This is a genomic window from Streptomyces sp. NBC_00273, from assembly GCF_036178145.1.
Classification (GTDB): domain Bacteria; phylum Actinomycetota; class Actinomycetes; order Streptomycetales; family Streptomycetaceae; genus Streptomyces.
The window spans coordinates 9140385-9165895 of record NZ_CP108067.1 but is presented as its reverse complement, the minus strand read 5'-3'; the positions used below and the strand labels follow the sequence as shown (position 1 = coordinate 9165895).

Sequence of the window (25511 nt, the reverse complement as noted above, 5' to 3'; positions counted from 1 at the left end):
TCGGGCATCCGGGTGAGCCGGGCCTTTGACTGGGAGGTCCGTAGGTCCGGAACACCCGTGGAGGCATGGTGACGACGGTCGCGTGGATGCGTGGTGCGGCAGGTGCGGTGGTGCTGTCGGTAGTGGCGCTCGGCGCCGCGGGCTGTTCGGACGGTGACGGCAACCCGGCCGGCGCCGTGTCGAGCGCCGCGTCGGCGGTGAAGTCCGCCGGCGAGGCGGTCTCGTCGGCCGCGGCCGAGGCCTCGAAGGCCGCCGAATCGGCGGCCGCCGTAGCGAAGGACAAGCTCGACGGGGTGAAGGACGGGGTGAACGCCAAGGACCAGGTGTCCCTGGGGGCGGTGACCACCGACGGCGACGGATACACGACGGTCCCCGTGACCGCACGGAACACCGACGACGCGACGAAGTCCTTCGCGGTGCAGGTCGAGTTCAAGGACGAGAGCGGCAATCTCGTCGACACCGTGGTCGTGACGATCACGGACGTCGCCGGGAAGGGCACGGGGCAGGGAACGGCCCGCAGCACGCACAAACTGTCGGGCACGGTCTCGGCGCAGAACGGTTCGGCCCTGCGCTACTGAAACCCGGACCGCATCCGGCTGCGCTGCGCGCCTCCGGAGTCAGCAGTTGTCGCCCACCGCATCGATCTTCGAGCCGAAGCGGCCGCCGTAGTTGCTCGCGTAGTCGCCGCTGCGGACCGGTCGGCACTCCTTGCCGGTCGCCCAGTCGATGAAGGCCCCGCTCCTGTTGGCCCGGAACGACCCGACGTGGTTCACGAACCTGCTGGGGAGGTCCACGTAGCCGCCGCGCCAGACGTAGAGGTCCCCGGTCCCGTCCTGGTACCGCCACAGACAGATCGCGTTGGCCGGGCACGCGGGCAGGGCCTGGGCGGGTGGTACGGAAGTGAGTGAGACCAGCGCCGCCGCGCCGACGACCAACAGCGTGCGCAAGTGACGTGCCCTCATGCGGATCCTCCTCTTCGTCCCCGTTCGTCTCCCATCGTCCTCGTCCGGGCGCCGGCGCGGACGGCAACGCCCCGATTCGCCGGGCCTCTTCACCACATCTCCCCGAACGTTGCGGTGATACTTCTGTGGTGCTGTTGACATGGATATCCGAAGTGGCGCAAGAGCCCTTGACGCTGAACCCGGCTGATCGGCGCACGGAGGTGGAGACCAACACCTGGCTGCTCAGCGCGGACGAGGAGGGCCGCGCGTCGTTGAGCGTCACCGAGGTGGTGGCCGCCTTCCACCGCACTGCCGCTGCCATCCGCGGCCGCGTCCGCGAGACGGGCCATCGCGGGGTGGCCACCTTCTACGTATGGCACGACGCACAGGCCGGGCAACTGCGGTGCTCGACCGGCTCCGTGTCCCCGCAGGCCCTGCCGTTCGGCGGCCTCTACGCGGCCTCCGACGATCTCGACGCGATCGTCGCGGAGTACCTGACCGACGAGGACTCCGGCTTCGTCCCATGGTCGGACCCGGAGGACGTGAACAACGAGGCGGAACAGGCCGAGTTCGAGCCGGAGGTCCCCTTGAGCGTCTGGGTCAGCGACGTCGGAGACGGGGTCGGCACGCGTCCTGGCCTCCGGTGACCGTTCCTTCCTCGGTACAGCGACGCCGGCGGCCCACGCCCGGCCAGGCCAGGCCATCTCATGGAACCCGGATGGCTCCTCGCCGCTACCGTCGGCGGCGCCCCGGGTGCGGTATATGTCCTCCGGGGTGACCCGATGCCGGCGAAGGGAGTGGGTTGCATGGAACGGACCACCTGCTGTGTGGTGGGAGGAGGGCCCGCCGGGATGGTGCTGGCCCTGTTGCTGGCCCGGGCCGGGGTCGAAGTGACCGTGCTCGAGAAGCACGGCGACTTCCTGCGCGACTTCCGCGGCGACACCGTGCACCCGTCCACCCTGTCGCTGCTGGACGACATCGGCCTGGCGGAGCGCTTCGCCCGGCTGCCCCAGCGACGGGTCAGCACGGTGCAGCTGCCCATCGCACCCGACCGGTCCCTCGTCACGGTCGGGGACATCGGGGCGCTGCGGGGGAAGTACAACTACATCGCGATGGTGCCGCAGTGGGACCTGCTCGACCTGCTCGCCGACGAAGCGGGCCGGGAGCCCTCCTTCCACCTGCGCATGAACACCGAGGCGACGTCCTTCCTGATCGAGCGCGGACGGGTCACGGGCGTGCGGTACCGGACCTCGGACGGTGGCACCGGTGAGCTCAGGGCCTCGCTGACCGTGGCCTGCGACGGACGCGGCTCGCTGGCCAGAACCCTGCCCGAGCTGGGGTTGGAGGAGTTCCCGTGCCCCATGGACGCCTGGTGGTTCCGGGTGCCTCGGCGCGAGGAGGACCCCAGCGGGCTCGTCGGCGGCCTCGGGGACCGGCTGTTCGTCGCCCTCATCGACCGCGGCGACTACTGGCAGTGTGCGGGGCTCATCCCCAAGGGGTCCGACGCCGGGCGCCGCGCCGAGGGCCTGGAGTCGTTCATGGCGCAGTTCGCGGACGCCGTCCCCTGGCTGGCCGACCGGGCCGGTGCCGTCACCTCCTGGGACGAGGTCAAACTGCTCGACGTACGGCTCGACCGGCTGCGCCGCTGGCACCGACCGGGGCTGTTGTGCATCGGGGACGCCGCCCACGCCATGTCGCCGGTGTTCGGCATCGGCATCAACCTCGCCGTGCAGGACGCGGTGGCCGCGGCCCGCCACCTCGTGGGCCCGTTGCGCGAGGGCACCGTGGGGCTGCGGGACGTACGCCGCGTGCAGTGGCGGCGTCTGCCCACCACCGTGGCGACCCAGGGGCTCCAGCGCCTCGCGCACGCCAAGGTCATCGGGCCGCTGTTGGCCGGCCGTTCGGCGTTCGGAGATCCCCGGCGGGCGAAGCGGCTGACCGAACTCCTCACCGACTCGCGCCGGCTGAACCGGCTGCCGGCCTACTTCCTCGCCTACGGAGCCCTGCGCGAGCGGCCCCCGGGGGAATCGCTCCGCTGACCTCGACCCGGTCCGCCCCGGCCCGTCCCGACTCGGCCCCGCCTCGGCCCCACCTCGCCCGAGGCCGAAAAGCGACGTATCGGGATGGTCAGGCGGATAACCTCGCTACCACAGCGAGGACGACACGCTCCGGGAGGCCTCATGAGCGAGCAGCAGCCGACCCTTCTGCCCTACGCCGACCCCGCCTTCGTCGCGGATCCGTTCCCCTTGTACCAGCAGCTGCGCGAGGAGGGCCCCGTGCGCCGCGTCGTCGTCGCGGGCGGCCTGGACGCCTGGCTCGTCACCCGCTACGAGGACGGTCTCGCGGCCCTGTCCGACGCCCGCCTCAGCAGTGACGTACGCGATGCCTCGGACAGCCGGATCCTGCGGCAACTGCCCGATACGGAACGCGATTCGATGCTGAGCAACATGCTCCGCAGCGACCCGCCCGACCACACCCGTCTGCGCCGCCTGGTGTCCAAGGCGTTCACCGCCCGCCGTGTGGCGCAGATGCGGCCACGGATCCAGGCCATCACCGACGGCCTGCTGGACGCGGTCGCCCCGGCCGGCCGCGCCGACCTGGTGGCGGACTTCGCGCTGCCGCTCCCGGTCACGGTGATCAGCGAACTGCTCGGCGTCCCGGTGGACGAACGCCACGACTTCCAGCACTGGACCGACCGGATGCTCAGGCGGGGTGCGGAGCCGCCCGATCCCGCCGTGGTGAACGAGGCGTGGCAGCACATGCGCGCCTACCTGACGGGGCTCGTCCACGCCAAACGGGCGCAACCCGGCGACGACCTGCTCAGCGACCTCGTCACCGCCCGCGATGCGCAGCAGCGGCTGAGCGAGGCCGAGTTGATCGCCATGGTGTTCCTGCTGCTCGTCGCCGGTTACATCACCACGGTCAACCTGATCGGCACGGGCATCGCCACGCTGCTGGCCCACCCGGACCAGCTCGAGCTGCTGCGCTGCGACCCCGACCTGCTGCCGGGCGCGATCGAGGAGTTCCTCCGCTACGACGGCCCGGTCAGTCCCGGCATCGCGCGGTTCGCGCGCGAGGACGTCGAGATCGCCGGGGTGGCCGTCCCGCGCGGTGCGACCGTCCTGATCGGCTCGGCCGTCGCCGACCGCGACCCCGAGCGGTTCCCCGACCCCGACCGCCTCGACATCACCCGGCAGGACAATGCCCACCTCGCGTTCGGGCACGGCATCCACTACTGCCTGGGAGCTCCCCTGGCCCGGCTGGAGGGTCAGATCGCCATCGGCACGGTCCTGCGCCGGCTCCCCGGGCTGGCCCTCGCCGCGGACCCGGACGGGATCCGCCGGCGCCCCGGCGGACTGCGCGGACCCGAGAGCCTGCCGGTGACCTTCACCCCGGGCGGCTGAGGCCGGCCGCCCCCGGGCGGCCTCAGCCGCCGTCCTCGGAGAAGTGCTGGTAGTCCGGCGGGCTCCAGCGACCGCCCCAGTACCAGCCGACCTCCCGGAAGGCCCGGGTCACGACCCCGTCGGGGGTGATCGTCCCGGGGCTGGTGCGGCCGCGGTCGAGATGGCTGCGGCCGTTGGGCGGATGGGTGGTGCCCCGGACGTCGACGTACGGGTTCTCGACCGGGTTGATGTCGATGGCGTCGCCCCAGGAGTGCCGGGACATCCGGCTCGGGTCTCCGGTGACCTGCCGGCAGTTGAAGGCGGAGGTGTTGTCGTCGGCCATCGCCGCGGCGTCGCTGCCGCCGTACTCGGACATCACCCGCATCCGGCGGATCGGGAAGCGGGCGGCGAAGGCCTTCCCGAAGGCCCGCAGCACCGGGGCGACCACGTCCTCGTGGACCACCAGTTCGCCCCGGTGCACCTTGCCGTCGAAGCCCCAGTGGTTCATCCGGACGAGCCGGAGCTGCCCCGGCGACACGGGACAGCCGGGGTGGTGGGTGGCGGCCAGCTTCTCCGGGGGGACGGCCGTGACGTGCGCGGACAGCGTCTTCACCGCGGGCTGGCGCGCGACCTGGAAGTGCGCCTCGGGCAATGCCCCTGTGCATGACAACGCCGTCGCGCAGAGGGTGCCGGTCAGGGCCACGCAGGCGAGGCGATGGCTCACCGTTCCACCGTAGGTTGGCCCGGCCCTCCGGGCATGCCGGAGGGGACGGCTCCGAGGTCCGTGGGCGGGCGGGGACGGGCGCGGGCGGCGAGTACGGCGACGTCGTCCTCCGCGTGCTGGGCGTCGAGGCCCTCCACGACGGCGTCCACCACCGCGTCCGCTCCCGCCCCCACCGGGGGCCGCACCGCCACCAGCCGGGCCAGCGAGACGTCGATGTCCTCGCCCCGCCGCTCCACCAGCCCGTCGGTGAACATCAGCAGGGTTTCCTGGGGTGTGATCGCGCGCGTGACGGCTTCGTAGCCGCCGATGCCGGTGCCCAGCGGCGGGCCGACCGGGACGTCGACCAGCGAGGCCGAACCGTCGGCCCCGAAGACCGCCGGTGGCAGGTGGCCGGCACCGGCGAACATCGCGACGCCGCGCGCGGGATCGACGCGTACGAGCAGGCAGGTCGCCGGCCTGCGGGTCGCGTCGCCGGCGGCCAGGGCGTCGAGCTGGCGCAGGACGCGGTGCGGGGCGAGGTCCGTCGAGGCCACGTCCCGCAGGGTGGAGCGGTACGCGTTCATGTCCACGGCCGCGTCGAGCCCGTGGCCCATCACGTCTCCGACGACGAGGAGGGTGCGCCCGTAGTGGAGGCGGATCGTCTCGAACCAGTCGCCTCCCACCAGCGCCCGGGGGCCGGCCGGCAGATAGCGGCTGGCCACCTCCAGGTTGGGGTGCGGGCGGCCCGGTTCCGATACGAGCGCCCGCTGGAGGTGCGAGACGGTGTCCTCGGTGGCGGCCAGCTGCCGCGCGTGCCCCAGGTGCACCGCCGCCAGCCGGGCAGCGAAGTGGACCGTCGCCGCCTCGTGGTCGCCGAACCCCGCCCGGGCCCGTACGGCGGTCAGCATTCCGTGGACCCGTTCCCCGTCCGGCAGCGGGACGGAGAGGACATGGACCGGAACGCCGTCGGCGACCGTCGCCCACTCGGAGAGCTGGTGTCCGCCGTCCGACGCCCGTACCGCGGGCGGTGCGTCCACGCTTGCCGTCAGCAGCCCGACGGCTCCCGCCGTCGCCGCGCGGTGGGAACCACCGTCCTCCGCCATGAGGTCCACGGCGACCGCGTCGCACACGTTCCGGGACAGGAAACGGCCAGTTCCCGGCAGGTGGTCACCGCGTCGAGGGTCGTACCGATCTGTCCGACGGCGGCCTCGGCCGCCCGGACACGTGCCCACAGCCCCTCGGGCCCACCCGCGGACCCGGTGGGCCCCCCGCCACGCTCCGGCAACGGACCTCCTCGCCACGGACCGCCGAAGCAGCCATTCCAGCAGGAGTACCGGTCACGGGCACGCACGCCGCGCCCCGCGGGCCTCCGGGCTCACGGGGCGGGGTCGATCGACTCCGTGGGCCGCCCGCGTTCCGGGGGACCGGGCGCCGCACACCGGGTCCCTCGAACACGTTACCGAGACAGCCAACTCGCTTACCCCGCACGGCCGATGGCCCCCGGCGCCGATGCCCGCCGGCCGGGCGCGAGGGCGTATCGTGCCCGCATGCCCGCTGATCTGATCCGTATCGTCTCCCGCGATTCACCGATGGCCCTCGCCCAGGTGGAGCGCGTCCGCGCCGAGCTCGCCGCACTCCACCCGGGGATCAGGACCACCGTCCTGCCGGTGAAGACCACCGGCGACAAGTGGATGGGAGACCTCTCACAGGTCGAGGGCAAGGGCGCGTTCACCAAGGAGGTCGACGCCGCGATCCTCGCTGGTGAGGCCGACCTCGCCGTGCACTGCGTCAAGGACGTCCCGGCCGACCGTCCGCTGCCCGCCGGAACCGTCTTCGCCGCGTTCCTGGAACGCGACGACATCCGCGACGCCCTGATCCACCCGCAGGGGCTCACCCTCGATCGGCTCCCGCCCGGCACCCGCATCGGGACCTCCTCCGTGCGCCGGATCGCCCAGCTCGCCGCCGCGTACCCGCACGTGGAGTGCGTGCCGATGCGCGGGAACGCCAACAGGCGCCTGGAGAAGCTCGCCGCCGGTGAGGCGGACGCGCTCCTCCTGGCCGTCGCCGGACTCCACCGCATCGGCCGCGCGGACGCCATCACGGAGATCATCGCCGTGGACACCCTGATGCCGCCGATCGGCGCCGGCGTCCTCGCGCTGCAGTGCCGGGAGGACGACGCCGAGCTCATCGACACCGTCAGCGCCCTCGGTCACCCGGACACGCATCGCGAGACGGTCGCCGAGCGGATGCTCCTCCACGTCCTCCAGGGCCACTGCAACAGCCCGATCGCGGGGTACGCGCGGGCGGAACGCGGAGGGGACCTCTCCCTGCGCGCCTGCGTGTTCTCGCCGGACGGCAAGGAGGTGCTGAACGCGCACGAGTGGGCGGGCCGCCTCGACCCGGCCACCCTCGGCACGTCCGTAGCCGTCGCCCTCCTCCGGCAGGGTGCCCGAGAACTGATCGACAGCATTCCGCACTGACCCCACCCCCGTGCGGGTCAGTGCGTCCGGACGGACCCGGCGCGGGCCGACGGCCGTGCTCGGCCCTCGTCGGTCCCCCGCACTGCCCAGACCCCCGTCCGGGGCAGTGCGTTCGCCGGGCGCCCGGCCGACGTCACGCCGGGCGCGGCGCCGTCGTGACGGACACGGTGACGGTGTCGTGTGCGGCCGCCGGGGCCGGAACCAAAGCGGCCAGCGCGACGTCGTTTCGGGTCAACTCCACGGACACTCCTCGTAGAACGGATCATTGGCAGGCCCTCGGACGCGGAAAGCGCTTTCGGGCAGCGGCTCTTCGGCGCGGTGCACCTGGCCGGCGGGCCGGCCGTCCGCACCCCGCGAGAACGATCACCACGCTATGGCCGCGCGAACCGTCGGGCCAGGGCAGCTCACGCCAGCCAGGGGACCGTCCGCGCCACGGTGAGTCTCCACGGGCCGAGTTGGGGACGTCCTGCGCCGGTCCGGGCTGATGACCTGGACGTTCCTGCTCGTCTATGCTCGGCCCCTGTGATCACGCGAGCACACCACGGAACCACCTCCTCCGCCATCACCCGGCTGAGCATCACCGCGGCGCGCCTGTTCGACATACCCGCGCACGGGTACGCACACCTGCTGGGCCTGGCGCCCGAGCACCTCAACGACGACCTGTGCCGGACGCCCGCGGCCACGGGCATCCGCATCGCCGAACTGACGACCGTCCGCGTGCCCTGGACCGAGTTGTCCCTCCTGCTGGCCGAGCAGTCGAGCATCGGCACCCTCGGCGTCTGGGACTACCTGATCACCTCGGCGCCCACTCCGCTCGAGGGGATCCGGGACGCCGCCGCCTACCTCTCGATCGTCGCCGACCCCGGCACCGACACCTTGCGGATCACCGAGGACGGCGGGCAGATCGTGATCAGCCACGTCAACGAGGCGGATCAGGGCTACGAGCCTGCCTGCGCCATCCGCGCCTTTGCGCTCGGCCTGTACCAACGGCGCCTCAGCGCTGCCGCACAGCGCCGCCTCGTCCCCCTCCGGGTCACCCTGGCCGCCGGGACACCCCGCCGGCACGACGCCCTGATCGAGCTGTACGGCACCCGCAACATCGAGTTCGAGGCCCCGAGCAGCTCCCTCACGTTCCTCGCCGCCGACCTGACCGGGCCGACACCGCACGCGCAGCCCGGCCTGTCCACCGTGCTGCGCAGACACGCCGACCAGACCCTGGCCACCGCGATCCCGCTGCACAGCTGGCTGGACCTCTTCCGCACCGCGCTGGCCTCCGTCCACGACGAGACCGTTCCGACGCTGCTGGCGGTGGCACGACGCATGGCCGTCAGCCCGCGGACCCTCCAGCGCCGCCTCGACGAACACGACACCACGTGGAGCAACGAGGTGGAGGCCGCGCGCCGGGACCACATCACACGGCTGCTCCACAGCACCGACCTCAGCATCGACGCGATCGCCGCCCGCAGCGGCTACGCCGACGCGCGCGCCCTGCGCCGGGCGGTTCTGCGCTGGTACGGCACCACGCCCGCCGCCCTGCGCCGCACCGGTCGCCCGGACCCGGCCGGCACGTCCGGGGAGCCCGCCCCGCAAAGCCGTGGCCCGCTGGCCCGGTCCGTGACCAGATCGACCCCATGACGGCGCGCTGTCCGCCCGCCTGCGGGGCGGGGCCGTCGGCCGGCCCTACCGTAGGCGGCATGGCCCCTGACGAGACGCCCCCGGCCGGGTCCCCCGGCGGTGCCATCCCCGGCGCCGACGACGAGCGGGCCTTCGATCGCGATCCGCACTTCGCGGCCGCGCGGCTGAAGGAGCGGCTGTACGCGACCATCACCATGATCTCTGTGGCCCTCGGGCTCGCGGCCTCCGATCACGTCAGCGTCACCGGAGCCGCCGCGACCGTCGTGACCACCGCGCTGGGCCTCTGGCTGGCCGCGCTGGTCGCGGACCAGCAGGCCCACCGCGTCGTCCACGGCCGTCTGGCGACCGGCCACGAGCTGCGCCGCATGCTGTCCGTCAGCAGCCCCCTGCTGCTGTCCGCCGCGGGACCACTGGTCCTGATCGGTGCGGCGGCGCTCGGGCTGATGGCGGTGGACACCGCCCTGCTGGTCTCGGCCGGGGTGAGCGTCGCCGGACTGTTCACCTGGGGGTGGTACGGCGGCATCCGCATGGGCGGCGGCACGGGCCTGGCCCTGCTGGCCGGCACCCTGGACGCGGCCATCGGCACCGCGGTCGCCCTGGTCAAGGCCGCCGCGGGCCACTGATCGCCGCCACCGGGCCGCCCGGCCGTCCCGCGCTGCCGCGGGGACGCGAGATTCCCGGAGCCGCCGTAGCGTGGAAGCATCAGAGGCACTCCGCGGTGAGGGGCGATGCGCCATGACCTGGGCTTCGTGGACGACGACAGGAGTCTTCGCCGGACGGGGCGGAGTACGCACCGACGAGGCGGGAGTCCTCACGGGCGACTTGACCGTGCACACCACCTGGTCGGACCCGGAGGCCCACGTGGCGGTGCAGTACAGCGGCGGCTCGGACTGGTTCACCGTGACCGGCAGTCCCGTGCGCTGCGAGTCCGAGGAGTTCAGCCGCCTCCTGCATCAGACCGTCGTGGACGCCGTACGCGCCGACGGGGCCGCCACGGTCCCTCAGGACCTGCCGGAGGAAGCCCGCCGGGTCCCGCGCGCGCCGGCTCCCTGATCGACCCCGCGGCGGCGGGGTGCCGGCACCGGCCGCCAGGTGCCGGTCGGTCACTTCGCCTGGGCGAGCCGCACCGCGTCCGCACCGGCCGGGAATCGCAGCTGGCCGGTCGTGTCGTGGACGGCCCGCCACACGGTCTCGGCGACGTCGCTCTCCCTGGTGTAGAGGTCCTGGCCCATGAATTCCTCCATGGCCTTCTTCGCGAAGGCCGCGTAGGGCGCCGGAACCAGTTCGGCCGGCGACTCGCCGTTCGTCGCCCTGCGCCCGAAGTTCGTCGTCAGGCAGGCACCCGGCTCGACCGTCTTGGCCCGTACGCCGAAGGGCGCGAGTTCGAGTGCGAGGGACGCGGTGAACCCCTCGACGGCCATCTTGCTCGCCTTGTAGACGGCCGAGAGCGGCATGTGGCCCAGCACCACGCTGGAGGTCACGTTGACGACCACGCCGGATCCGCGCTCGCGGAACCGGGGCAGTACCGCCTGTGTCATCGCCATCACGCCGAATGTGTTGGTCTCGAAGACCTCCCGCACCCGGGCCATGGGGGTGTCCTCGAACACTCCGATCGAGGGGACGCCCGCGTTGTTGACCAGGGCGTCGACGGGCCCCGCCGCATCGAGCGCGGCACTGATGCTCGCGGGCTCGGTCACGTCGAGCTCGACGACGCGGAGCCGGTCCGACTCGGGCAGGACGCCCGTACGCGGCGTCCGCATGGTGGCGATGACGTTCCACCCCTGCTCGTGGAAGTAGCGTGCGGTCTCCCGGCCGTAGCCGGAGGAGGTACCGGTGATCAGAACGGTCTTCATGGTGTGCCCCTTGCGATGGGTAGGGATCCGCGGGCAGACAGGCATTTTCCTGCTCCCCGGAAGAACTTCTGATCCCATTGAATCGCTCTGACCTGCACGAACAGTAGACCTATCCTCGCCTCTCCTTGCACGATCCTCCCCGGTCACCGGCCTCGATCAGGGCAGGGCACTGACGGGGACCGGGGCGCGTACGGTGCTGCGCAGGCGGGCCGCGTCCCGGCTCGGGGGTGCGCCGAACTGGCGGCGGTACTCGCGACTGAACTGCGACGGGTTGTCGTAGCCGACGCGGTGGCCGACCCCCGTGACGTCACCCGGGTGCGTGGCGAGCAGCAGCCGGGCCTCCTGGAGCCGGATCTGCTTCTGGAACTGGATGGGGCTCATCGCGGTCACCGCTTGGAAGTGCCGGTAGAACGCTGAGACGCTCATGCCGGACAGCCGCGCCACGTCCTCGACCCGGAAGGGCTCGGCGTAGTGCTCGCGGATCCAGCGCACGGCCCGGGACACGTGGCTGAGGCCGCTGTCGGCGAGGCCGAGCTGGCGCACGGCCGCCCCCTGCTCGCCGGTGATCAGACGCCACAGGATCTCCCGCTTGACCAGCGGGGCCAGCACGGCCCGGTCGCGGGGCTCGTCGAGCAGGCGCAGCAACCGGACCACCGCGTCGAGCAGGGCCGGCGGGGCGTCGCTGACGGCCATCCCCGACGGCGCGGCGCCCGAGGCGGTCCGGGGGGTGTCCCCGGGACCGGCCTGGAGCAGCAGTTCGGCGACGGCGGACGGGTCGAGCACCAGGCCGAAGCCGAGGGCCGGCCGGTCGGGGGCGGCCTGGGTGAACTGCCCGGTGACGGGCAGGTCGACGGATGCCACCAGGTACTGCCCCGCTCCGTACTCGTAGACCCGTTCGCCCAGCGCGATGCGTTTGGCTCCCTGGGCGATGACGGCCAGGACGGTGCCCGACATGGAGGGCGCGGGCGGATCCGGCCGGTCGACCTTCGAGATCAGGACGCCGTCGACGGCAGTGGTCCAGTCGGGGCGGGCGTGCCGCGCCAGCAGGGTGCGGAGCTCTTCGAGGCACATGCCCCCATTGCAGCACCCTTTGCGTTCACATCTCCCGGGAGTGCGAGGATCGTGCAAGCAACGGCGCGCATCGCTCTACGTTCTCGCAGGTCGGCGGCGTCGGACGGATCAGCTCCCGCTCCCTCGCGCTCGCTCCCTCCCTCACGGCTCGATCACGAGGATGCCGTACGCGACGAACGTCGCCGCGGTGAGCAGCAGCAGTGCGAGGCGGCCGGCGGAAAGCCACAGCGGGAGGCGTCGGGCCCGTTCGGCCCCGGCCCGTGACAGCAGGGTCGCCGTCACGGCCAGGGACGCGATCAGCCCGAGGGCGGCCGCGAAGAGGGCGAGAGCCGTGGGCGAGGTGGGCCCGGTGGCGGGACCGTAGTCCTCCTCGACCCCGGGCAGCAGGAGACCGAGACCGCACAGTCCGATTGACGCCAGGACAGTGGCCAGGACATCGAAGGCGAGGGTGAGGGCCCAGGCGACGGGCAGCTGCCGGCCGGGGCGCGCCCTCTCGTGCGCTGCCATGCACTTCTCCGTGGGATGTCGGGACGCCCGGGTGTCGGGACGGTTGCTCTCGGACGGTCATTCTCGGCGCGCACGGCCGAAAATGACCAGTCCGCATCAGAACCTAGTACTGCAACGGTGTTTGCCGTGACGGTTGGGCAGGTGGATCGTTTGTCAGTTCATGGGTGGGGAACTTGCTGATGCCCGGTTGTGGGCTGGTGAACTGAAGGCTTTGCATGAGCGGTTTGTGCACCGTTTCTCCAGGTCAGAGCCGCGGGAGTCGGCTCTTGCCTATATGCAGGGGCTGATAGCTCCGTTGGAGCGGAAAAACGGTTGGACGCTCGCGGAGGAAGCGGGGCATGCGGGTCCAGATCGAATCCACCGGTTACTGAACCGGATCGACTGGGACGCGGACGAGGTCCTGGACGACGTGCGGGTCTACGTCGTCGAGCACCTCGGCGATCCGGAGGCGGTGCTGATCGTGGACGACACCGGGTTCCTAAAGAAGGGTGTCCGCTCGGCCGGGGTCCAGCGCCAGTACTCCGGAACCGCCGGTCGGACGGAGAACTCCCAGATCGGGGTATTCCTCGCCTATGCCAGCGGCCGGGGCCGCACGTTGATCGACCGGCGTCTGTATCTGCCCACGTCATGGACGGACGATCGGGAACGGTGCCGGGCCGCCGGCATCGATGACGCCATCGCCTTCGAGACGAAGGTGGTGATGGCCAAGGCCATGGTCCGCCGGGCGATCGCCGAGAAGATCCCGTTCCGCTGGGTGACCGCGGACGCCGCCTACGGCTTCTCCAAAGGCTGGCGCACCGAGCTCGAGCGGGCGGATGTCTTCCACGTCATGGCCACCACCCGGCATGACACCGTCGTTTCCCGCTGGGCCCTGGACCATCCCGTCCACGACCTGTTTCCCGGGCTGCCCCGGCAGAAATGGAAACGCCGTTCCTGCGGCGACGGCGCCCACGGCCCGAGGACCTACGACTGGGCCAGGGTGGAGGTCCGGCCCTGGCACCGCAAGGACCGCAAGCACTGGGTGATCGCCCGCCGAAGCATCCGCCGGCCCGAGGAGATCTCCTACTACATCACCTACTGCCCAGCCGAAACCACACTCGACGACCTCATCCGTGTCGCGGGAAGCCGGTGGGCGGTCGAGGAATGCTTCCAGAGTGCGAAACAGGAGTGCGGCCTGGACGACTACCAGGTCCGCCGCTACGACGGCTGGCACCGCCACATGACCCTCGCGATGGCCGCCCACGCCTGCCTCACCGTCCTGAAGGCCCGCGAGGCTGACACAGGGAAAGCAGAAACGGATCCTCCCAGCTCATACCCCTCACCCTCCCCGAACTCCGACGCCTGATCCACCGCCTCACCCACCGCCGCCCAGCACCCATCGAGCACGTCCTGCACTGGTCAAACTGGCGCCGCAGACGACAGTTCCAAGCCCGCCTCAGCCACTACAAACGACACGGCCACACACCACCAGAACCCAACAAACCATCACTGCAAACACCGTTGCAGTACTAGTCCGCGGCAGCGCCGAACCACGTGGGCAGCCGGTCGAGCAGGTCCTGCTGATCGTCACCGACCCACGCCACATGGCCGTCCGGCCTCAGCAGCACCGCGGGCACGTCCAGTTCCTCGCTGACGTCGACGACGTGGTCGACGCGGTCCGCCCAGCCCGCCACCGAGAGCCGGCCCGTCTGGTCCAGCAGCAGTCCGCGCCCCTCGTGCATCAGCTCGTACAGGCTCCCGCCCTTCAGCGCGACGTCCCGCATCCGCCGGCCGAGCAGGTCGTGGCCCCCGCCGAAGTCGTAGCGGAGCCCGATGGCGGTGATCTTCTCGATCAGGTACCGGTTGACGTCCTCGAACTCCATCAGCTCGGACAGCAGCCGGCGCACCGCCCTGGCGCCGGGCTCCGTGGACATCAGCTCCATCTGCGCGCGGGTGTTGTCCAGCACGTCGGCGGCCACCGGGTGCCGTTCTGCCTCGTAGCTGTCCAGCAGCCCCTCCGGCGCCCAGCCGCCCACCTCGGCGGCGAGTTTCCAGCCGAGGTTGAAGGCGTCCTGGACGCCGAGGTTGAGGCCCTGACCGCCGGTCGGCGGATGGATGTGCGCCGCGTCGCCGGCCAGTAGCACCCGGCCGACCCGGTAGCGCTCTGCCTGCCGGGTGGCGTCGCCGAACCGCGACAGCCAGCGCGGTGAGTGCGCGCCGAAGTCGGTGCCGCCGACGGCCCGCAGCCGTTGCTTGAACTCCTCGAAGGTCGGCGGGACGGCCCGGTCCTGCGCCAACCCTTCGGCAGGCACGACGACGCGGTACACCCCGTTCCCGAAGGGCGCCGCGCCGAACCGCAGCTGCGTCTTGCGCACTTCTGCCATCACGGCGGCCAGCGTTTCGGGCTCCGCGGTCAACTCCATCTCGCCCAGCAGCGTCTCGACCCGGGAGGGCTCGCCGGGGAAGCCGACGCCGAGCAACTTGCGCACCGTACTGCGGCCGCCGTCGCAGCCGACGAGGTGGCGCGAGCGCAGCCGCGTACCGTCGGCCAGCTCGACGCCCACCCCGTCCTCGTCCTGGCTCAGCCCGACCAGTTCGCAGCCGCGCCGGACCTCGGCGCCGAGCTCGGCGGCGCGCTCGGCCAGCAGGCGATCGGTGATCGTCTGCGGGATGCCGAGGACGTACGAGTGGGCAGTGTCCATCCGCTCGGGCCACGACGTACCGAGGCCGGCGAAGAAGCCGCCGACCTCGTAGCGCCGGCCGTGCGCGAGGAACCGGTCGAGCAGGCCGCGCTGGGCCATCACCTCGATGCTGCGCACGTGGAGGCCGAGTGCGCGGACGTACGGGGTCGGCTCCGTCTCCTTCTCCAGCACGAGCACGTGCACACCGTGCAGCCTCAACTCGCAGGCCAGCATCAGACCGGTCGGCCCGCCGCCGACGACGATCACGTCAATCATCAAGATCCCCCATTCGCCCAGGTTGCGTCTCGCCAGCCGCCCCGCGTCCCGCGGGCCCGTACGTCGGCATGGCCGTACGCACTTCGCGAATCCCTGATTACGGCAGGTTCTGGCTTCGATCGGAGATTCTGCTCCACGACCCGGGTCTTGCCGCAAGGCCCCCCGTGCGCTATATCTTGAAAGTGGCAAGGAGTGCGTAACCTCCTTGCCCTTTCTTTTTGCCGAACGCAACGCAGCGGGGGCGACCGCCCTGTGGTCGCCCCCGCCCGTTCATCGCGGCTCAGAAGTCACGTGCCGTTCCACGGTGTCAGAACTGGAGCGCCCACGAGTCGATCTTGCCGGTGTCGACGTTCGCGTTGTCGTTCACGCGGAGCTTCCACACCCCGTTGGCGACCTCGGAAGAGGCGTTGACCGTGAAGGTCTTGATGATGTTGTCCGCGCTGCCGCCGGTGCGGTTGTGCAGGGTGTAGACGGTGCCGTCGGGTGCGACCAGGTCCACCTTGAGGTCACCGATGTAGGTGTGCTTGATGTCGACTGCGACGGCCAGTGACGCCGGGGCGTTGCCCGCGACCCCGGCGACGGTGACGGGCGAATCGACGGTGGCGTTGTCGTTGATCGCGTAGTCGGCGGTGTTCTCGAACCGCTTGCCGGGCGGGACGGTGCCGCCCTCACCCACGTTGAGCAGCAGGTTCGGGGAGCCCGTGCCGGGGCTGGTCACCACGTTCGGGGTCGCTGCGCCCACCAGGCCGTCGCGGACCTGGGCGGGCGTGCTGGCCGGGTTCTGCGCCAGGTACAGCGCCGCCGCGCCGACCACGTGCGGGGTGGCCATCGAGGTGCCGGAGATGGTGTTGGTGGCCGTGTCGCCGGTGCCCCACGAGGAGGTGATGGAGGAGCCCGGCGCGAAGATGTCGAGGACGGTGCCGTAGTTGGAGTAGCTGGCCTTGGCGTCGGTGTTGGTGGTGGCGCCGACCGTGATGGCCTCGGCCACGCGCGCCGGGGACTTCGTCGAGGCGTTGGTGGACTCGTTGCCCGCGGCGACGCCGTAGGTGATGCCGGAGGCGATGGAGTTGCGCACGGCCGTGTCGAGCGCGGAGTCCGCTCCGCCGCCGAGCGACATGTTGGCCACCGCCGGCTTGACCGCGTTGCGGGTCACCCAGTCGATGCCCGCGACGACCTGGGCCGTCGTACCGCTGCCGTTGTTGTCGAGCACGCGGACGCCGACGATCTTGGCCTTCTTGGCCACGCCGTACGCGCCGCCCGCGACGGTTCCGGCGACGTGCGTGCCGTGACCGTGGCCGTCCTGGGCGGTGTTGTCGTTGTCGATGGCGTCGTAGCCGTAGGAGGCGCGGCTGCCGAAGTCCTGGTGCGTGATGCGGACACCGGTGTCGATGATGTAGGCGGTGACGCCCTCGCCGGCCTTGTCCGGGTAGGTGTAGCTCTGGTTGAGCGGGAGCGCGCGCTGGTCGATGCGGTCCAGGCCCCACGACGGCGGGTTGGGCTGGGTCGCGTCGACGGTGAAGACGCGGTTCTGCACGACGGACTTGACCGCCGGGTCGGCGGCGAGCTTCTTCGCCTGGGCCTCGGAGACCTCGACGGAGTAGCCGTTGAGGGCGGCGCTGTAGGTCTTGTCGATCCTCGCTCCGTACCGCTTCGCGACCGCCTTGCCGCTGTCGGCGGTGGAGCGGGCGGCGGAGTCCTTCAGGGTCACGATGTAGCTGCCGGAGACGGTTCCGGCGGCACCGGCGTTCTCGATCACGCCCTGCACGCCGGTGTCGGCCGCCGAGGCGGGTAACGCGGCGGCCGCGCCGAGCGCGAGGGCGGCGACTGCGGTCGCGCTGATGCCGGCGAGCCTCCGGCGGGTGTGACGCATCACGGACATGTGGGGGGTCCTCCTCTGGGTGGACGCTGCGGGGTGGAGCAGCGACCTGACGGAGCCATGGATTTAGGCATGACCATGACAATGCGAAGCCCGACCGGCTATCGCCTACGAAAGGTTGACCCAGCCCTGTCGCACCCACAAGAGGCCCACGGATGCGTAACATTCCTGCCATGCCCCGGTCATGATTGAGCAAAGGCGCTCCGCACATGACGTAGGCACGGACCGGTCGGACCGGCCCCGGGGCGGGCAGGCGTGCCGCCCCGCGGACGACACCCCGGCCTTGCCCGGTGCGCGGTCCGCCCGCGACCACGATTTCCCGCCGGACCCGGCCGTGCTGCCCGGACCGGCCGCGGGGATCGAACTCGCTGCCGCAGTACGGGGCCGGGCCGCCGCGGCCTGGGACGTTCCCGGTGGCCCCGGAGGAGTGGCCCACCTCGACCGCGCCGCCGACCGGGCGGGTTCACGCCAAACGGGAACGCCTCGTGCCGAGCCCGCCGTGCGGGGCCGGGGCGCGCGCACGCACGCGGATCCGGGGCTGCGGCCGTCTGCCGGAGCCGGCCGCGGCCGACGGTGGCGACCCCGCGGGAGCACCGTGGCCGCGTACTGCGCACGGTCCGACCCGAGTTGTGAAATTTTCGTGCTCGCCGTCCTCGCCCGGCCCGACCCGGTGGTCCTGTGGTATCCCGGCGCCTCCCTCGGACGGGGGAGGCGAGTGCGACAGGCGGGGGATGCGACCGCTCGGGGCCAACCTCGAAGATGGGATTCCATCTGGTGGAAGGGGAGTTCGGGTGGAACGGTGGGATCGGGTCGGGCGGCGAGCCGCGTACGGGGCGGCACTGGCGCTGCTGCCGTACCTGCTGATCAAGGTGTCCTGGGTGGTGGGTTCGCTCTTGGGGCTGCTGCCGGTCGGCAACGGGTTCGGCAAGGCGGAGTGGGTGGTGCTCAACACCGTCACCGTCGGCATGGCCGCGATCGGAATCGCACTGGCGCTCGCGCTGGTGCGGCCGTGGGGCATGCGGATACCGGGGGCGCCGGTCGCGTTCTGCGCGTGGGTGGGGTCGGGGTTCCTCGTCTCGATACTCCCGTTCGGCGTGCTCGGCGCGCTCCTGGACACGGGCGCCGACACACAGGGCGGCGGGGCCGGGAGTCCGGCCGATCCAACCGATCCGGCCATGCCGGTCTGGGAGGGCTTACTGGTCCAGTTCGGCTTCGTGGGGATGGGGCTGGGGCTGACCCTCGCGGTCCCCGCGTACCTGCGGCTCCGCTGGCCGGACGTGTTCGCCGGGCGCATCGGCGGGGGCCCGCGCACGGCCCTGCCCTGGGCGGCCGTCGTCGGTGCGGCGGTCGGTCTGCTCTGGCTCTACTGGGCGGCCGGCGGCACGGCGGGCATCGCGCACCCGGTCGAACGGAACGCCGACTGGTACGTGCTGGGGGCGGTCTCCGGATTCTGGGCGCTGGCCGCCTCCGCCGCCGTCGGAATGATCGCCCGGGCACGCCCTGCGCGCTTGCCGCGCCTGCTGCCCCTGGTGTTCGGCTGGGTCGGGTCGGGTTCGCTGTTCGCGTGGAGCGGATGGAAGTTGCCCATCACCCTGTACGTGGCCTGGGCCGAACCGGTCGGCGCACGCCCGCCCGAGAACCTCGCCGTCGCGGTGGTGCTGCACGGGTGCGCGGTGGTGGCGGGCGCGGCGATGCTACGGACGCTCGTCCGCCCGCACGCCCGCACCGCCGAGCCCCGTGCCCGAGGCGACGCCGCTGCTCGGCCCGCGGCTCGAGGGGCTCGAGGGGCTCGAGTGCCTCTGCGCCGACAAGACGTTCCCTAGGGGGCGAGCTGCCACCACTGGTCGTCGTAGTGGTCGCCGCAGGACGTCTGCGCCGCGGGCCGGGCCGCCTCGCGGCCCTGGACCGTCAGGCACTTGGCGTTGACGGCATTGCGCAGCACGAACTGGTCGGCCCGGTCGCCCCTCCCCCACTGCAGTTCCCAGTGCTGCCCGTCGTTCCGGGCGGCGGTGCAGGCGAACTGACGGGCCGGGGCGAAGTTCTCCGAGCCCGTCACGGCCAGACACCGGCCGCTGTGCGCGTTGCGCAGCGTGCGGGTGTCACCGCCGCCGTCCTGCAGGGCGAGCGTCCAGGTCCGGTCGGCGGCGTCGGTGCAGGTGTCCTGCACGGGGACGAGGCCGTCGTCGGTGCCGGGGACCCGCAAGCACAGCTTGCTGTCGTGGTTGACCAGCCGCCCGGTGAGGACCGACGGATCCGCCGTACCCGTACCCGTACCCGAACCCGGACGCGGTGCCGGGGACGAGGCCGTGCTCTTGGCGGGCGGGGTGACGGCCCCGGTGTCCGGGTCCGCGCCGCCCACCCGGACGGCGATCACGGTGGCCACGCACACCAGGGCGACCGCGCAGGCCGACAGGATGCCGGCGCGGTGCTCGTGGAAGTTGACCTGGAGGTTCCCGCTGCCGCGCTGTACCCCGGTCGGGCCCCGGTAGGTATCGCCGCGGCGGCCGTCACCGCGCCCGCCGTCGCCCCCGTCGGGCTCCGCCCCGCTCACGGGCGGGAGTGGAACCGGTTCACCTGGATGTTGCCGTGCCCGGACTGCGCCGCCGTCGGGCCGAGGAACACGTTCCCCGTGAACCCCGCTCCGCCGGCGGCCGGGCGCGCCGCCTGTGCGGCCTCGTCGAGCAGTGCCCGGAGCTCCGCCGCGGCTGCGGTCCGTGCGTCCGGATCCAGCCCCTCCAACAAGTCCTCGGTACGGGTCCGCCAGGCCGCGCCGTGCCTGCTCCGCTCCTCGTTCCCGTTCCCCTCCGGCCCGTTGCCGTCCTGTCCGACCGCCGTCAGCTCGGCCGCGGTCCGGTCCAGGCGTTCCAGCTGCACGGTCTCCTGCTGCCGGTCCCCGCGGCCGAACAGCCGGGCCAACCGGTTCCGCAACGCCGACCAGGCGTCCGTTCCGGCGGCCTGCACGACGCCCGAACCGACCGAAGCCGCCAATGCGACCATCGCCTCGTCCAGCATGAAGCTCCCCCTTCGCCGTCCCCTGGCAACAGCGTCAACGGTAGCCCCACCGGGCCGCGGGTCAACAGCGCCGCGCAGCTTCGAGGCCGGCACCGCGCCTCGCGGCGCATCCGAAAGAGGAGACGACCTGGCTAGTCGGGTCCGGCCCAGTCGAAGGTGATGTGCTTGCTGGAGCGGCCTTCGCGGCTCCAGAGGAAGCCGTGGGCATCGGCGCGGTCCACCGTCGAGCGACCCCAGGTCGCGACCTGGCCCGGTCCGGTCTCCGCACCCGGCAGGTTGGTCGACTGGACGCGCGCACCCTCAGGGGTCGTCGGTCCCGTGAGCGCGGCCGCGCTCGCCTCGACCCGGCCCGGTACCACGGCCCGCCAGCTCGCGAGGTCGTCGGCGACCTCGACCTCGATGGGGGCGAACTCCATGCCGCGCATTTCGGCGCCCATCATGCTCACCATCTCGGCGGGCCAACTGCCCGCCTGACCGCCGAAGATCATCTGAAGCGCCTCGCGCTGGGCGTCGTCGGCGCGCTCGTCGACGAAGACCGCGGCGTACGCGTCCGTGTGCTCGGCCCAGATGTTGCCGACGAACGAGGCCAGCATCAGCACGTTCAGGCCGTCCAGCCGTACGTCACCGTAACGGCCCTCGCGGATGTGCCAGGCCAGGATGCCGTCGCAATCTCCGTGGGTGGGCAGCTGTGCGAACGAGCAGGGGCAGGGCACGTTGCACTTGCAGGTGTCGAACCAGTCGCCCGCAGCGTGCCACCGGGGAACGGTCGCCGTCGTCTCGGACATCTCCGTGCCTCCTCGTGACCGTGCCGGGACGTCGGTCTCGGTAGGACGGCAAAGCCCCCGGGAACCATCGCCGGCCCACGCCCGGGTCGTACGGGTATCCACTCCGATTGTCCCACCGCAGGGTCACGCGGAGCGGATGCTTTCCGCGTACACGTGTTCCCGCGCGCACGCGCAGGTCCGCCGTGATGTGCTGGAGGTGTGCGCCTCGACCGGAAGGCCCTGTCACCCCCTCTGCGTCCGACGAACCTGCTGTCGGCCCGGCAGCTCGCGTTCGCCTGGTCCGTGATGGCGTCGATCGCCCTCCTCGCGTGGGTGCTCGTGGTCGACCAGGCCCGTGGCATGGGGGTCGAGCCGGGAACCATGGGCATGGGCGTCCCGCTGTTCCTGCTGCTGTGGCTGGTCATGATGATCGCCATGATGTTCCCGTCGGTGGCCCCGGTGGCCGTCACCTGGGCGCGGGCGATCGGGCGCCAGTCGCCCACGGGAGTCGTGCGGGCGGCTCGTACCGCCCAGTTCGTCGGCGGGTACCTGCTGGCCTGGACGGCCTTCGGCCTGATCGCCTACGGGCTCCTCGCCGGGACCGGGGCCCTGGTGGACGAGCGCCCGGGCGCCGGGCGCTGGATCGGCGCCGGAGCCTTCCTGATCGCCGGGCTGTACCAGTTCGGCCCGTGGAAGGACCTCTGCCTACGGCACTGCCGGAGCCCGATGGGCCAGCTCGTGCACTACGCGGGCTTCCGGCCCCGGGCGCGCGACCTGCGGGTCGGGGCGCACCACGGGGCGTACTGCGTCGGCTGCTGCTGGGGGCTGATGGTCGTGCTCGTCCCGCTGGGCGTCATGAACGTCCTGGCCATGGCCGCGGTGGCCGTGGTGATCTTCGTGGAGAAGCTCTGGCGGCTGGGCCCCGTCTTCTCGCAGGTCGTCGGGGCCGCCTTCCTCGTGCTCGCGGTACTGAGCCTCTTCCAGCCCTGGCTGCTGCCGGGCTTGATCCCGCCCCAGTCGCCCATGACCGACATGCTCCGCCCCTAGGCCCTGTCGTCAAAGTCCCGTCGGGCCCGCGACGCCACTTTGACGACAGGACCTAGGTGTATTGAGTCGTGATCAAGTGGGATGGGTGGGGCCTTCGGTCCAGAACATCGAGGCCTGGTGCCGAGGACGGGGCGGGCGTCCTGAGCGGCCGGGTGTCGAGCCGGCTGCGGGGGTCGGCCGGTTGTCAGTGACCCTTCCTATGCTGACGCCATGGAGATCACCAAGCGGACACTTGCGGAGGCCTGGCAGCGGGTGGCCGCCGGACACGCCCTGCTCGATGGGGTCGGGCTGCCGCCCGTGGCGCTCTCGGACGACGAGCTGGAGGAGTGCGCCGGGCGCGCCGAGGAGACGGAGGACGACGGCCTGTGCCTGCTGCTACACGAAGACGGCACGGTGCGCGGCCGTCACGGTCCCTACCAGGAGGTCTTTGCCACCCGCGACCTCGAACAGGCGCTTTACCTGATCGCCGAGGCCGCGATGCGTCGGCACGGCGGCAGCCTCGAGGAGGTGGCCGACGCGCTGGACCGGATCGATCCGGTATGGGGCAGACGGTTCCGCAGTGGCGGCCTGGACGACACGGGGACGGTCGAGGCGTGCGGCCGCGACCCGCTGGAGGGGCTCGCCTGGATAGCCGGGTCCTGGCGTGAGCAGGCCCCGTACACGACCCTTGCCTTCTTCCGCTCGGCGCCCGGGCGAACCATTGACGCCGAGCGGCTGGCACTGCTGTACGGGGCCGATCCCGCGCAGGTCGCGGCCGGTACGCGCCTGAAGGACCTGCAGGCCGTGGACAGCGGTCGGGCCCACTGGGACCGCCAGTGGGAGAGCTGCTGTTTCGGGCGGGCAGGCGGGTGGACGTTCCTGCTCCACCACGACACGCCGCCCGGGTCCTTCGCCGACAAGGAGGCGTACGCGGCGCTCGGGATCAAGGAGAGCGTATGGCTGACTGCCACCTCCGCGAAGGCCATCTACACCTTCGACTACATGAGGGACGGTCGCCGCGTCGACGACGACTGGGGCGTGCTGGAGCTGATCTGGTACGAGCGCGGCCGTGCCCCCTACCTGAGGGGCGGCGAGCTGGACTTCCTCAACCGTGCCGTGCGTCGTGCAGAGCTGGACCACCCCGAACTGACTAGCACGTTCGAGCTGTACTTCCACGCCTTGGAGGAGTCCCTCGGCCTGCGTCTGCCGCGCCGGGACTTCGCGGAGGGGGAGGTGCGGGCCGCGTACTGGGCCTCCTAGCCGGTCGGGCGCCGCGGGGTGCTGGCCACGCCGGTGGGGCGGCCGCTGAGTTCGGCGTCCAGGGTCTGTTGGGCCGTGCGCATGGCTGCGGCGTACTTCGGCTCGGACATGCGCCGCCAGGCCTCGTCCGGTGCGACCTCCTCGACCCGGCTCATCACCCACCAGATGTTGCCGAACGGGTCCCTCACCCGGCCCCCGCGGTCTCCCCACGCGCTGTCGGCGGCCTCGGTGACCACGCGCGCTCCGTGGGCGACGGCTGCGGCCATGGCGGCGTCCGCGTCGCGCACGTAGATCCGCAGCATGGAGGGCGTCACCGGCCAGTCGGGCCGCCGGTCGAAGGCCAGCACGACCGTGTCGCCGACCCGGATCTCTCCGTGGCCGATGCTGCCGTCCGCGACCGCGACCCGGGCGATCTCCTCGCCTTCGAACGCCGCGGTGATGAAGTCGAGCAGCGCGCCCGTGTCGTCGGTGACGACCCACGGCGCGACGCTGGTGTACCCCTCGGGGGCGAACTGGTCCATCGGCCTCTCCCTCTCCTGTCGCTCCTCGTGACACCACCACCGTAGGCGTGAACGAGGTCAGATCTTGTCCTCGTTCCCGCTCCGATCCCCCACGGCGGTGCGGTCTGCCCGGCCGGGTGTGTCGGTGGTGGCCGGGACGCCTTCCGTCCGGCACGGTGGGCGCGATCGGTGGCCGTCGTGCGCCCGTGCACCCGTGCGCCCGTGCGTCGGTCGCGCAGCGCGCGGGAGAGGTTCGCATGACCGAGAACGGCAGTTCCCCGACCAGCCGCCGTACCCTCCTGCTGGCCGCCGGATCGGCCGGGGCCGCGGCCCTCGCGGCGGCCTGCTCCGGCCCGACCGGGACGCGGGGAGCTGCAGGGCAGCCGTCCGCGTCACCGTCCCCCGCGCCCTCCCCCGGTGGCAGCAGCCCGGCCTGCGTCCTCGCCGTGGAGGCCGGCGCCGGCCCGTACTACCTGGACCTGGACCGGGTCCGCTCCGACATCACCGAGGGCCGCAAGGGCGTGCCGTTCCGGCTGGACCTCACCGTGGTACGGGCCTCGGCGGGCTGTCGGCCGGTCACGGACGCCGCGGTCGACATCTGGCACGCCGACGCCTCGGGCGCCTACTCCACCGGCGGAGCCACCTTCCTGCGGGGTACGCAGGTCACGGACGGAGCCGGCCGCAGTACGTTCCGCACGATCGTGCCCGGCTGGTACGCGGGGCTGGCGCCGCACATCCACTTCAAAGTGCGTCCCGACCGCCGCACCGAGACGACCTCGCAGTTCTTCTTCCCCGAGGACCTCCTGGTGCGGGTGTACGCGCGCCCGCCGTACGCGGAGCGCCGCGCGCCGCAGCACCCCAACGCCCGCGACAGCCGCTACCGCGCTTCCGGGGCCGCGATGACGCTGGCCCTCGTTCCCGACGGGGACGGCTACCGCGCCGCGTACACCGTGGGGATCGCCTGAGCATCAGAGGAGCGCGAGGCCCTCGATCAGTTCGGCCCCGGGGATCTGCGCGAACAGCTTCCCGGGGGCGATCAGCTTGCCGCGTCGACGTCCGCTGCCGACGAGTACGTACGACATGTCGGCGACCGCCGCGTCCACCAGGAGCGGCCATCCCTCCGGCAGGCCGAGCGGGGTGATGCCCCCGTACTCCATGCCCGTCAGCTCCACGGCCGTCTCCATCGGCGCGAACGACACCTTGCGCGCGCCCAGATGGCGCCGGACGGCGCCGTTGACGTCGACCCGGCCGGCGGAGGGCACGAGGCAGGCGGCAAGGGTGACCGCGCCGCCGCGCTTGGCGGCGACGACCACGCAGTTCGCCGACCGGTCGAGGAGCTCCGGCCCGTAGTGGGCGACGAAGGCACCGGTGTCGGCGATCGCGGGGTCGGTGTCCACGTAGACGATCTGGTCGGCGGGCACGTCTCCGGCCCAGCCGCGGACCGCTTCGGCGACGGGCGCGGTGAGTTCCGCGAGGCAGTCCGGAGCCGGCACCGCGTTGTCGAAGGACCCGAGGGGAGCGCGCATGCCCGCACGCTAGCACCCGTCACCGGGTCGGGGTGGTG

At 72.1% G+C, this 25511-nt stretch carries 26 protein-coding genes; 13 read left to right on the top strand and 13 right to left on the bottom strand.

The features are described 5' to 3' along the window. The first annotated feature begins 65 nt into the window (after positions 1-65). Complete coding sequence (locus OG386_RS41090; protein WP_328792416.1) at positions 66-578, top strand: hypothetical protein; 513 nt, start codon at positions 66-68, stop codon at positions 576-578. A 39-nt stretch (positions 579-617) separates the two neighbouring features. Here OG386_RS41090 and OG386_RS41085 read toward each other — a convergent pair whose 3' ends face one another. Continuing rightward, positions 618-962: a peptidase inhibitor family I36 protein gene (locus OG386_RS41085; protein ID WP_328792415.1), complete on the bottom strand. Its 345-nt coding sequence runs from the start codon at positions 960-962 to the stop codon at positions 618-620. A gap of 152 nt (positions 963-1114) precedes the next feature. Between OG386_RS41085 and OG386_RS41080 the strand changes: the two genes are divergently transcribed. From OG386_RS41080 to OG386_RS41070, 3 genes are all read left to right on the top strand, one after another. After that, the gene (locus tag OG386_RS41080; protein ID WP_328792414.1) at positions 1115-1588 is read left to right on the top strand and encodes a hypothetical protein; all 474 of its coding nucleotides are present in this window, start codon (positions 1115-1117) and stop codon (positions 1586-1588) included. Between the two features lie 159 nt (positions 1589-1747). Then, on the top strand, positions 1748-2980 hold the full coding sequence (locus OG386_RS41075; protein WP_328792413.1) for an FAD-dependent oxidoreductase: 1233 nt from the start codon (positions 1748-1750) through the stop codon (positions 2978-2980). A gap of 141 nt (positions 2981-3121) precedes the next feature. After that, positions 3122-4345, top strand: coding sequence for a cytochrome P450 family protein (locus OG386_RS41070; RefSeq protein ID WP_328792412.1), 1224 nt, complete (start codon positions 3122-3124; stop codon positions 4343-4345). 22 nt (positions 4346-4367) lie between these two features. On the opposite strand, the gene OG386_RS41065 is transcribed toward OG386_RS41070, so the two are convergent. Together OG386_RS41065 and OG386_RS41060 are read right to left on the bottom strand one after the other, a co-directional pair. Then, positions 4368-5048: a M15 family metallopeptidase gene (locus tag OG386_RS41065; RefSeq protein ID WP_328792411.1), complete on the bottom strand. Its 681-nt coding sequence runs from the start codon at positions 5046-5048 to the stop codon at positions 4368-4370. Continuing rightward, positions 5045-6157, bottom strand: coding sequence for a PP2C family protein-serine/threonine phosphatase (locus OG386_RS41060; protein WP_328792410.1), 1113 nt, complete (start codon positions 6155-6157; stop codon positions 5045-5047). The genes OG386_RS41065 and OG386_RS41060 overlap by 4 nt, the downstream gene beginning before the upstream one ends. A 417-nt stretch (positions 6158-6574) precedes the next feature. Between OG386_RS41060 and hemC the strand changes: the two genes are divergently transcribed. The 4 genes from hemC (at position 6575) to OG386_RS41040 (ending at position 10195) form a co-directional block, all read left to right on the top strand. After that, positions 6575-7507, top strand: coding sequence for a hydroxymethylbilane synthase (hemC, locus tag OG386_RS41055; protein WP_328792409.1), 933 nt, complete (start codon positions 6575-6577; stop codon positions 7505-7507). A 522-nt stretch (positions 7508-8029) separates the two neighbouring features. Then, positions 8030-9142 carry a helix-turn-helix domain-containing protein gene (locus OG386_RS41050; protein ID WP_328792408.1) on the top strand — a complete coding sequence of 371 codons (1113 nt, stop codon included), beginning with the start codon at positions 8030-8032 and terminating at the stop codon, positions 9140-9142. Between the two features lie 59 nt (positions 9143-9201). Next, complete coding sequence (locus OG386_RS41045) at positions 9202-9765, top strand: hypothetical protein (RefSeq protein ID WP_327387664.1); 564 nt, start codon at positions 9202-9204, stop codon at positions 9763-9765. Between the two features lie 112 nt (positions 9766-9877). After that, positions 9878-10195: a hypothetical protein gene (locus OG386_RS41040; RefSeq protein WP_327387663.1), complete on the top strand. Its 318-nt coding sequence runs from the start codon at positions 9878-9880 to the stop codon at positions 10193-10195. Positions 10196-10245: 50 nt separating this feature from the next. Here the strand turns inward: OG386_RS41040 and OG386_RS41035 are convergent, their stop codons facing one another. The 3 genes from OG386_RS41035 to OG386_RS41025 form a co-directional block, all read right to left on the bottom strand. Then, on the bottom strand, positions 10246-10995 hold the full coding sequence (locus OG386_RS41035) for an SDR family oxidoreductase (protein WP_328792407.1): 750 nt from the start codon (positions 10993-10995) through the stop codon (positions 10246-10248). A gap of 156 nt (positions 10996-11151) precedes the next feature. Continuing rightward, on the bottom strand, positions 11152-12066 hold the full coding sequence (locus tag OG386_RS41030) for an AraC family transcriptional regulator (protein ID WP_328792406.1): 915 nt from the start codon (positions 12064-12066) through the stop codon (positions 11152-11154). Between the two features lie 141 nt (positions 12067-12207). Further along, complete coding sequence (locus OG386_RS41025) at positions 12208-12573, bottom strand: hypothetical protein (protein WP_328792405.1); 366 nt, start codon at positions 12571-12573, stop codon at positions 12208-12210. A gap of 160 nt (positions 12574-12733) precedes the next feature. On the opposite strand from OG386_RS41025, the gene OG386_RS41020 reads away from it, so the two are divergent. Then, complete coding sequence (locus tag OG386_RS41020; RefSeq protein WP_328793536.1) at positions 12734-13918, top strand: IS701 family transposase; 1185 nt, start codon at positions 12734-12736, stop codon at positions 13916-13918. Between the two features lie 163 nt (positions 13919-14081). On the opposite strand, the gene rox is transcribed toward OG386_RS41020, so the two are convergent. Both rox and OG386_RS41010 read right to left on the bottom strand, forming a co-directional pair. Continuing rightward, positions 14082-15509 (bottom strand): rifampin monooxygenase, encoded by a 1428-nt coding sequence (gene rox / locus OG386_RS41015; protein ID WP_328792404.1) that lies wholly within the window; start codon positions 15507-15509, stop codon positions 14082-14084. Positions 15510-15816: 307 nt separating this feature from the next. Beyond that, positions 15817-17388 (bottom strand): S8 family peptidase, encoded by a 1572-nt coding sequence (locus OG386_RS41010; protein ID WP_328792403.1) that lies wholly within the window; start codon positions 17386-17388, stop codon positions 15817-15819. A 788-nt stretch (positions 17389-18176) separates the two neighbouring features. Here OG386_RS41010 and OG386_RS41005 point away from each other — a divergent pair. Further along, positions 18177-19208 carry a hypothetical protein gene (locus tag OG386_RS41005; RefSeq protein WP_328792402.1) on the top strand — a complete coding sequence of 344 codons (1032 nt, stop codon included), beginning with the start codon at positions 18177-18179 and terminating at the stop codon, positions 19206-19208. Here OG386_RS41005 and OG386_RS41000 read toward each other — a convergent pair. The 3 genes from OG386_RS41000 to OG386_RS40990 all read right to left on the bottom strand — a co-directional run bounded on the left by OG386_RS41000 (position 19205) and on the right by OG386_RS40990 (position 21182). Continuing rightward, positions 19205-19936, bottom strand: a complete 732-nt coding sequence (locus tag OG386_RS41000; protein ID WP_328792401.1) for an RICIN domain-containing protein — start codon at positions 19934-19936, stop codon at positions 19205-19207. The genes OG386_RS41005 and OG386_RS41000 overlap by 4 nt on opposite strands. Continuing rightward, a complete protein-coding gene (locus OG386_RS40995) occupies positions 19933-20397 on the bottom strand; it encodes a hypothetical protein (protein WP_328792400.1) in 465 nt (154 codons plus the stop codon). The genes OG386_RS41000 and OG386_RS40995 overlap by 4 nt, the downstream gene beginning before the upstream one ends. A gap of 131 nt (positions 20398-20528) precedes the next feature. Continuing rightward, positions 20529-21182, bottom strand: coding sequence for a DUF1326 domain-containing protein (locus tag OG386_RS40990; protein ID WP_327387654.1), 654 nt, complete (start codon positions 21180-21182; stop codon positions 20529-20531). A gap of 198 nt (positions 21183-21380) precedes the next feature. On the opposite strand from OG386_RS40990, the gene OG386_RS40985 reads away from it, so the two are divergent. Further along, positions 21381-22208, top strand: coding sequence for a DUF2182 domain-containing protein (locus OG386_RS40985; protein ID WP_328792399.1), 828 nt, complete (start codon positions 21381-21383; stop codon positions 22206-22208). A 210-nt stretch (positions 22209-22418) separates the two neighbouring features. Further along, positions 22419-23447, top strand: coding sequence for a hypothetical protein (locus tag OG386_RS40980; protein WP_328792398.1), 1029 nt, complete (start codon positions 22419-22421; stop codon positions 23445-23447). On the opposite strand, the gene OG386_RS40975 is transcribed toward OG386_RS40980, so the two are convergent. Further along, positions 23444-23968, bottom strand: a complete 525-nt coding sequence (locus tag OG386_RS40975; RefSeq protein ID WP_328792396.1) for a VOC family protein — start codon at positions 23966-23968, stop codon at positions 23444-23446. The two genes, OG386_RS40980 and OG386_RS40975, sit on opposite strands and share 4 nt — an antisense overlap. A 236-nt stretch (positions 23969-24204) precedes the next feature. On the opposite strand from OG386_RS40975, the gene OG386_RS40970 reads away from it, so the two are divergent. Continuing rightward, positions 24205-24912 carry an intradiol ring-cleavage dioxygenase gene (locus tag OG386_RS40970; RefSeq protein WP_328792395.1) on the top strand — a complete coding sequence of 236 codons (708 nt, stop codon included), beginning with the start codon at positions 24205-24207 and terminating at the stop codon, positions 24910-24912. 3 nt (positions 24913-24915) lie between these two features. On the opposite strand, the gene OG386_RS40965 is transcribed toward OG386_RS40970, so the two are convergent. Beyond that, entirely contained in the window at positions 24916-25473 is a 558-nt protein-coding gene (locus tag OG386_RS40965) for a YbaK/EbsC family protein (protein ID WP_328792394.1), read from the bottom strand. Between the last annotated feature and the right edge of the window lie 38 nt (positions 25474-25511).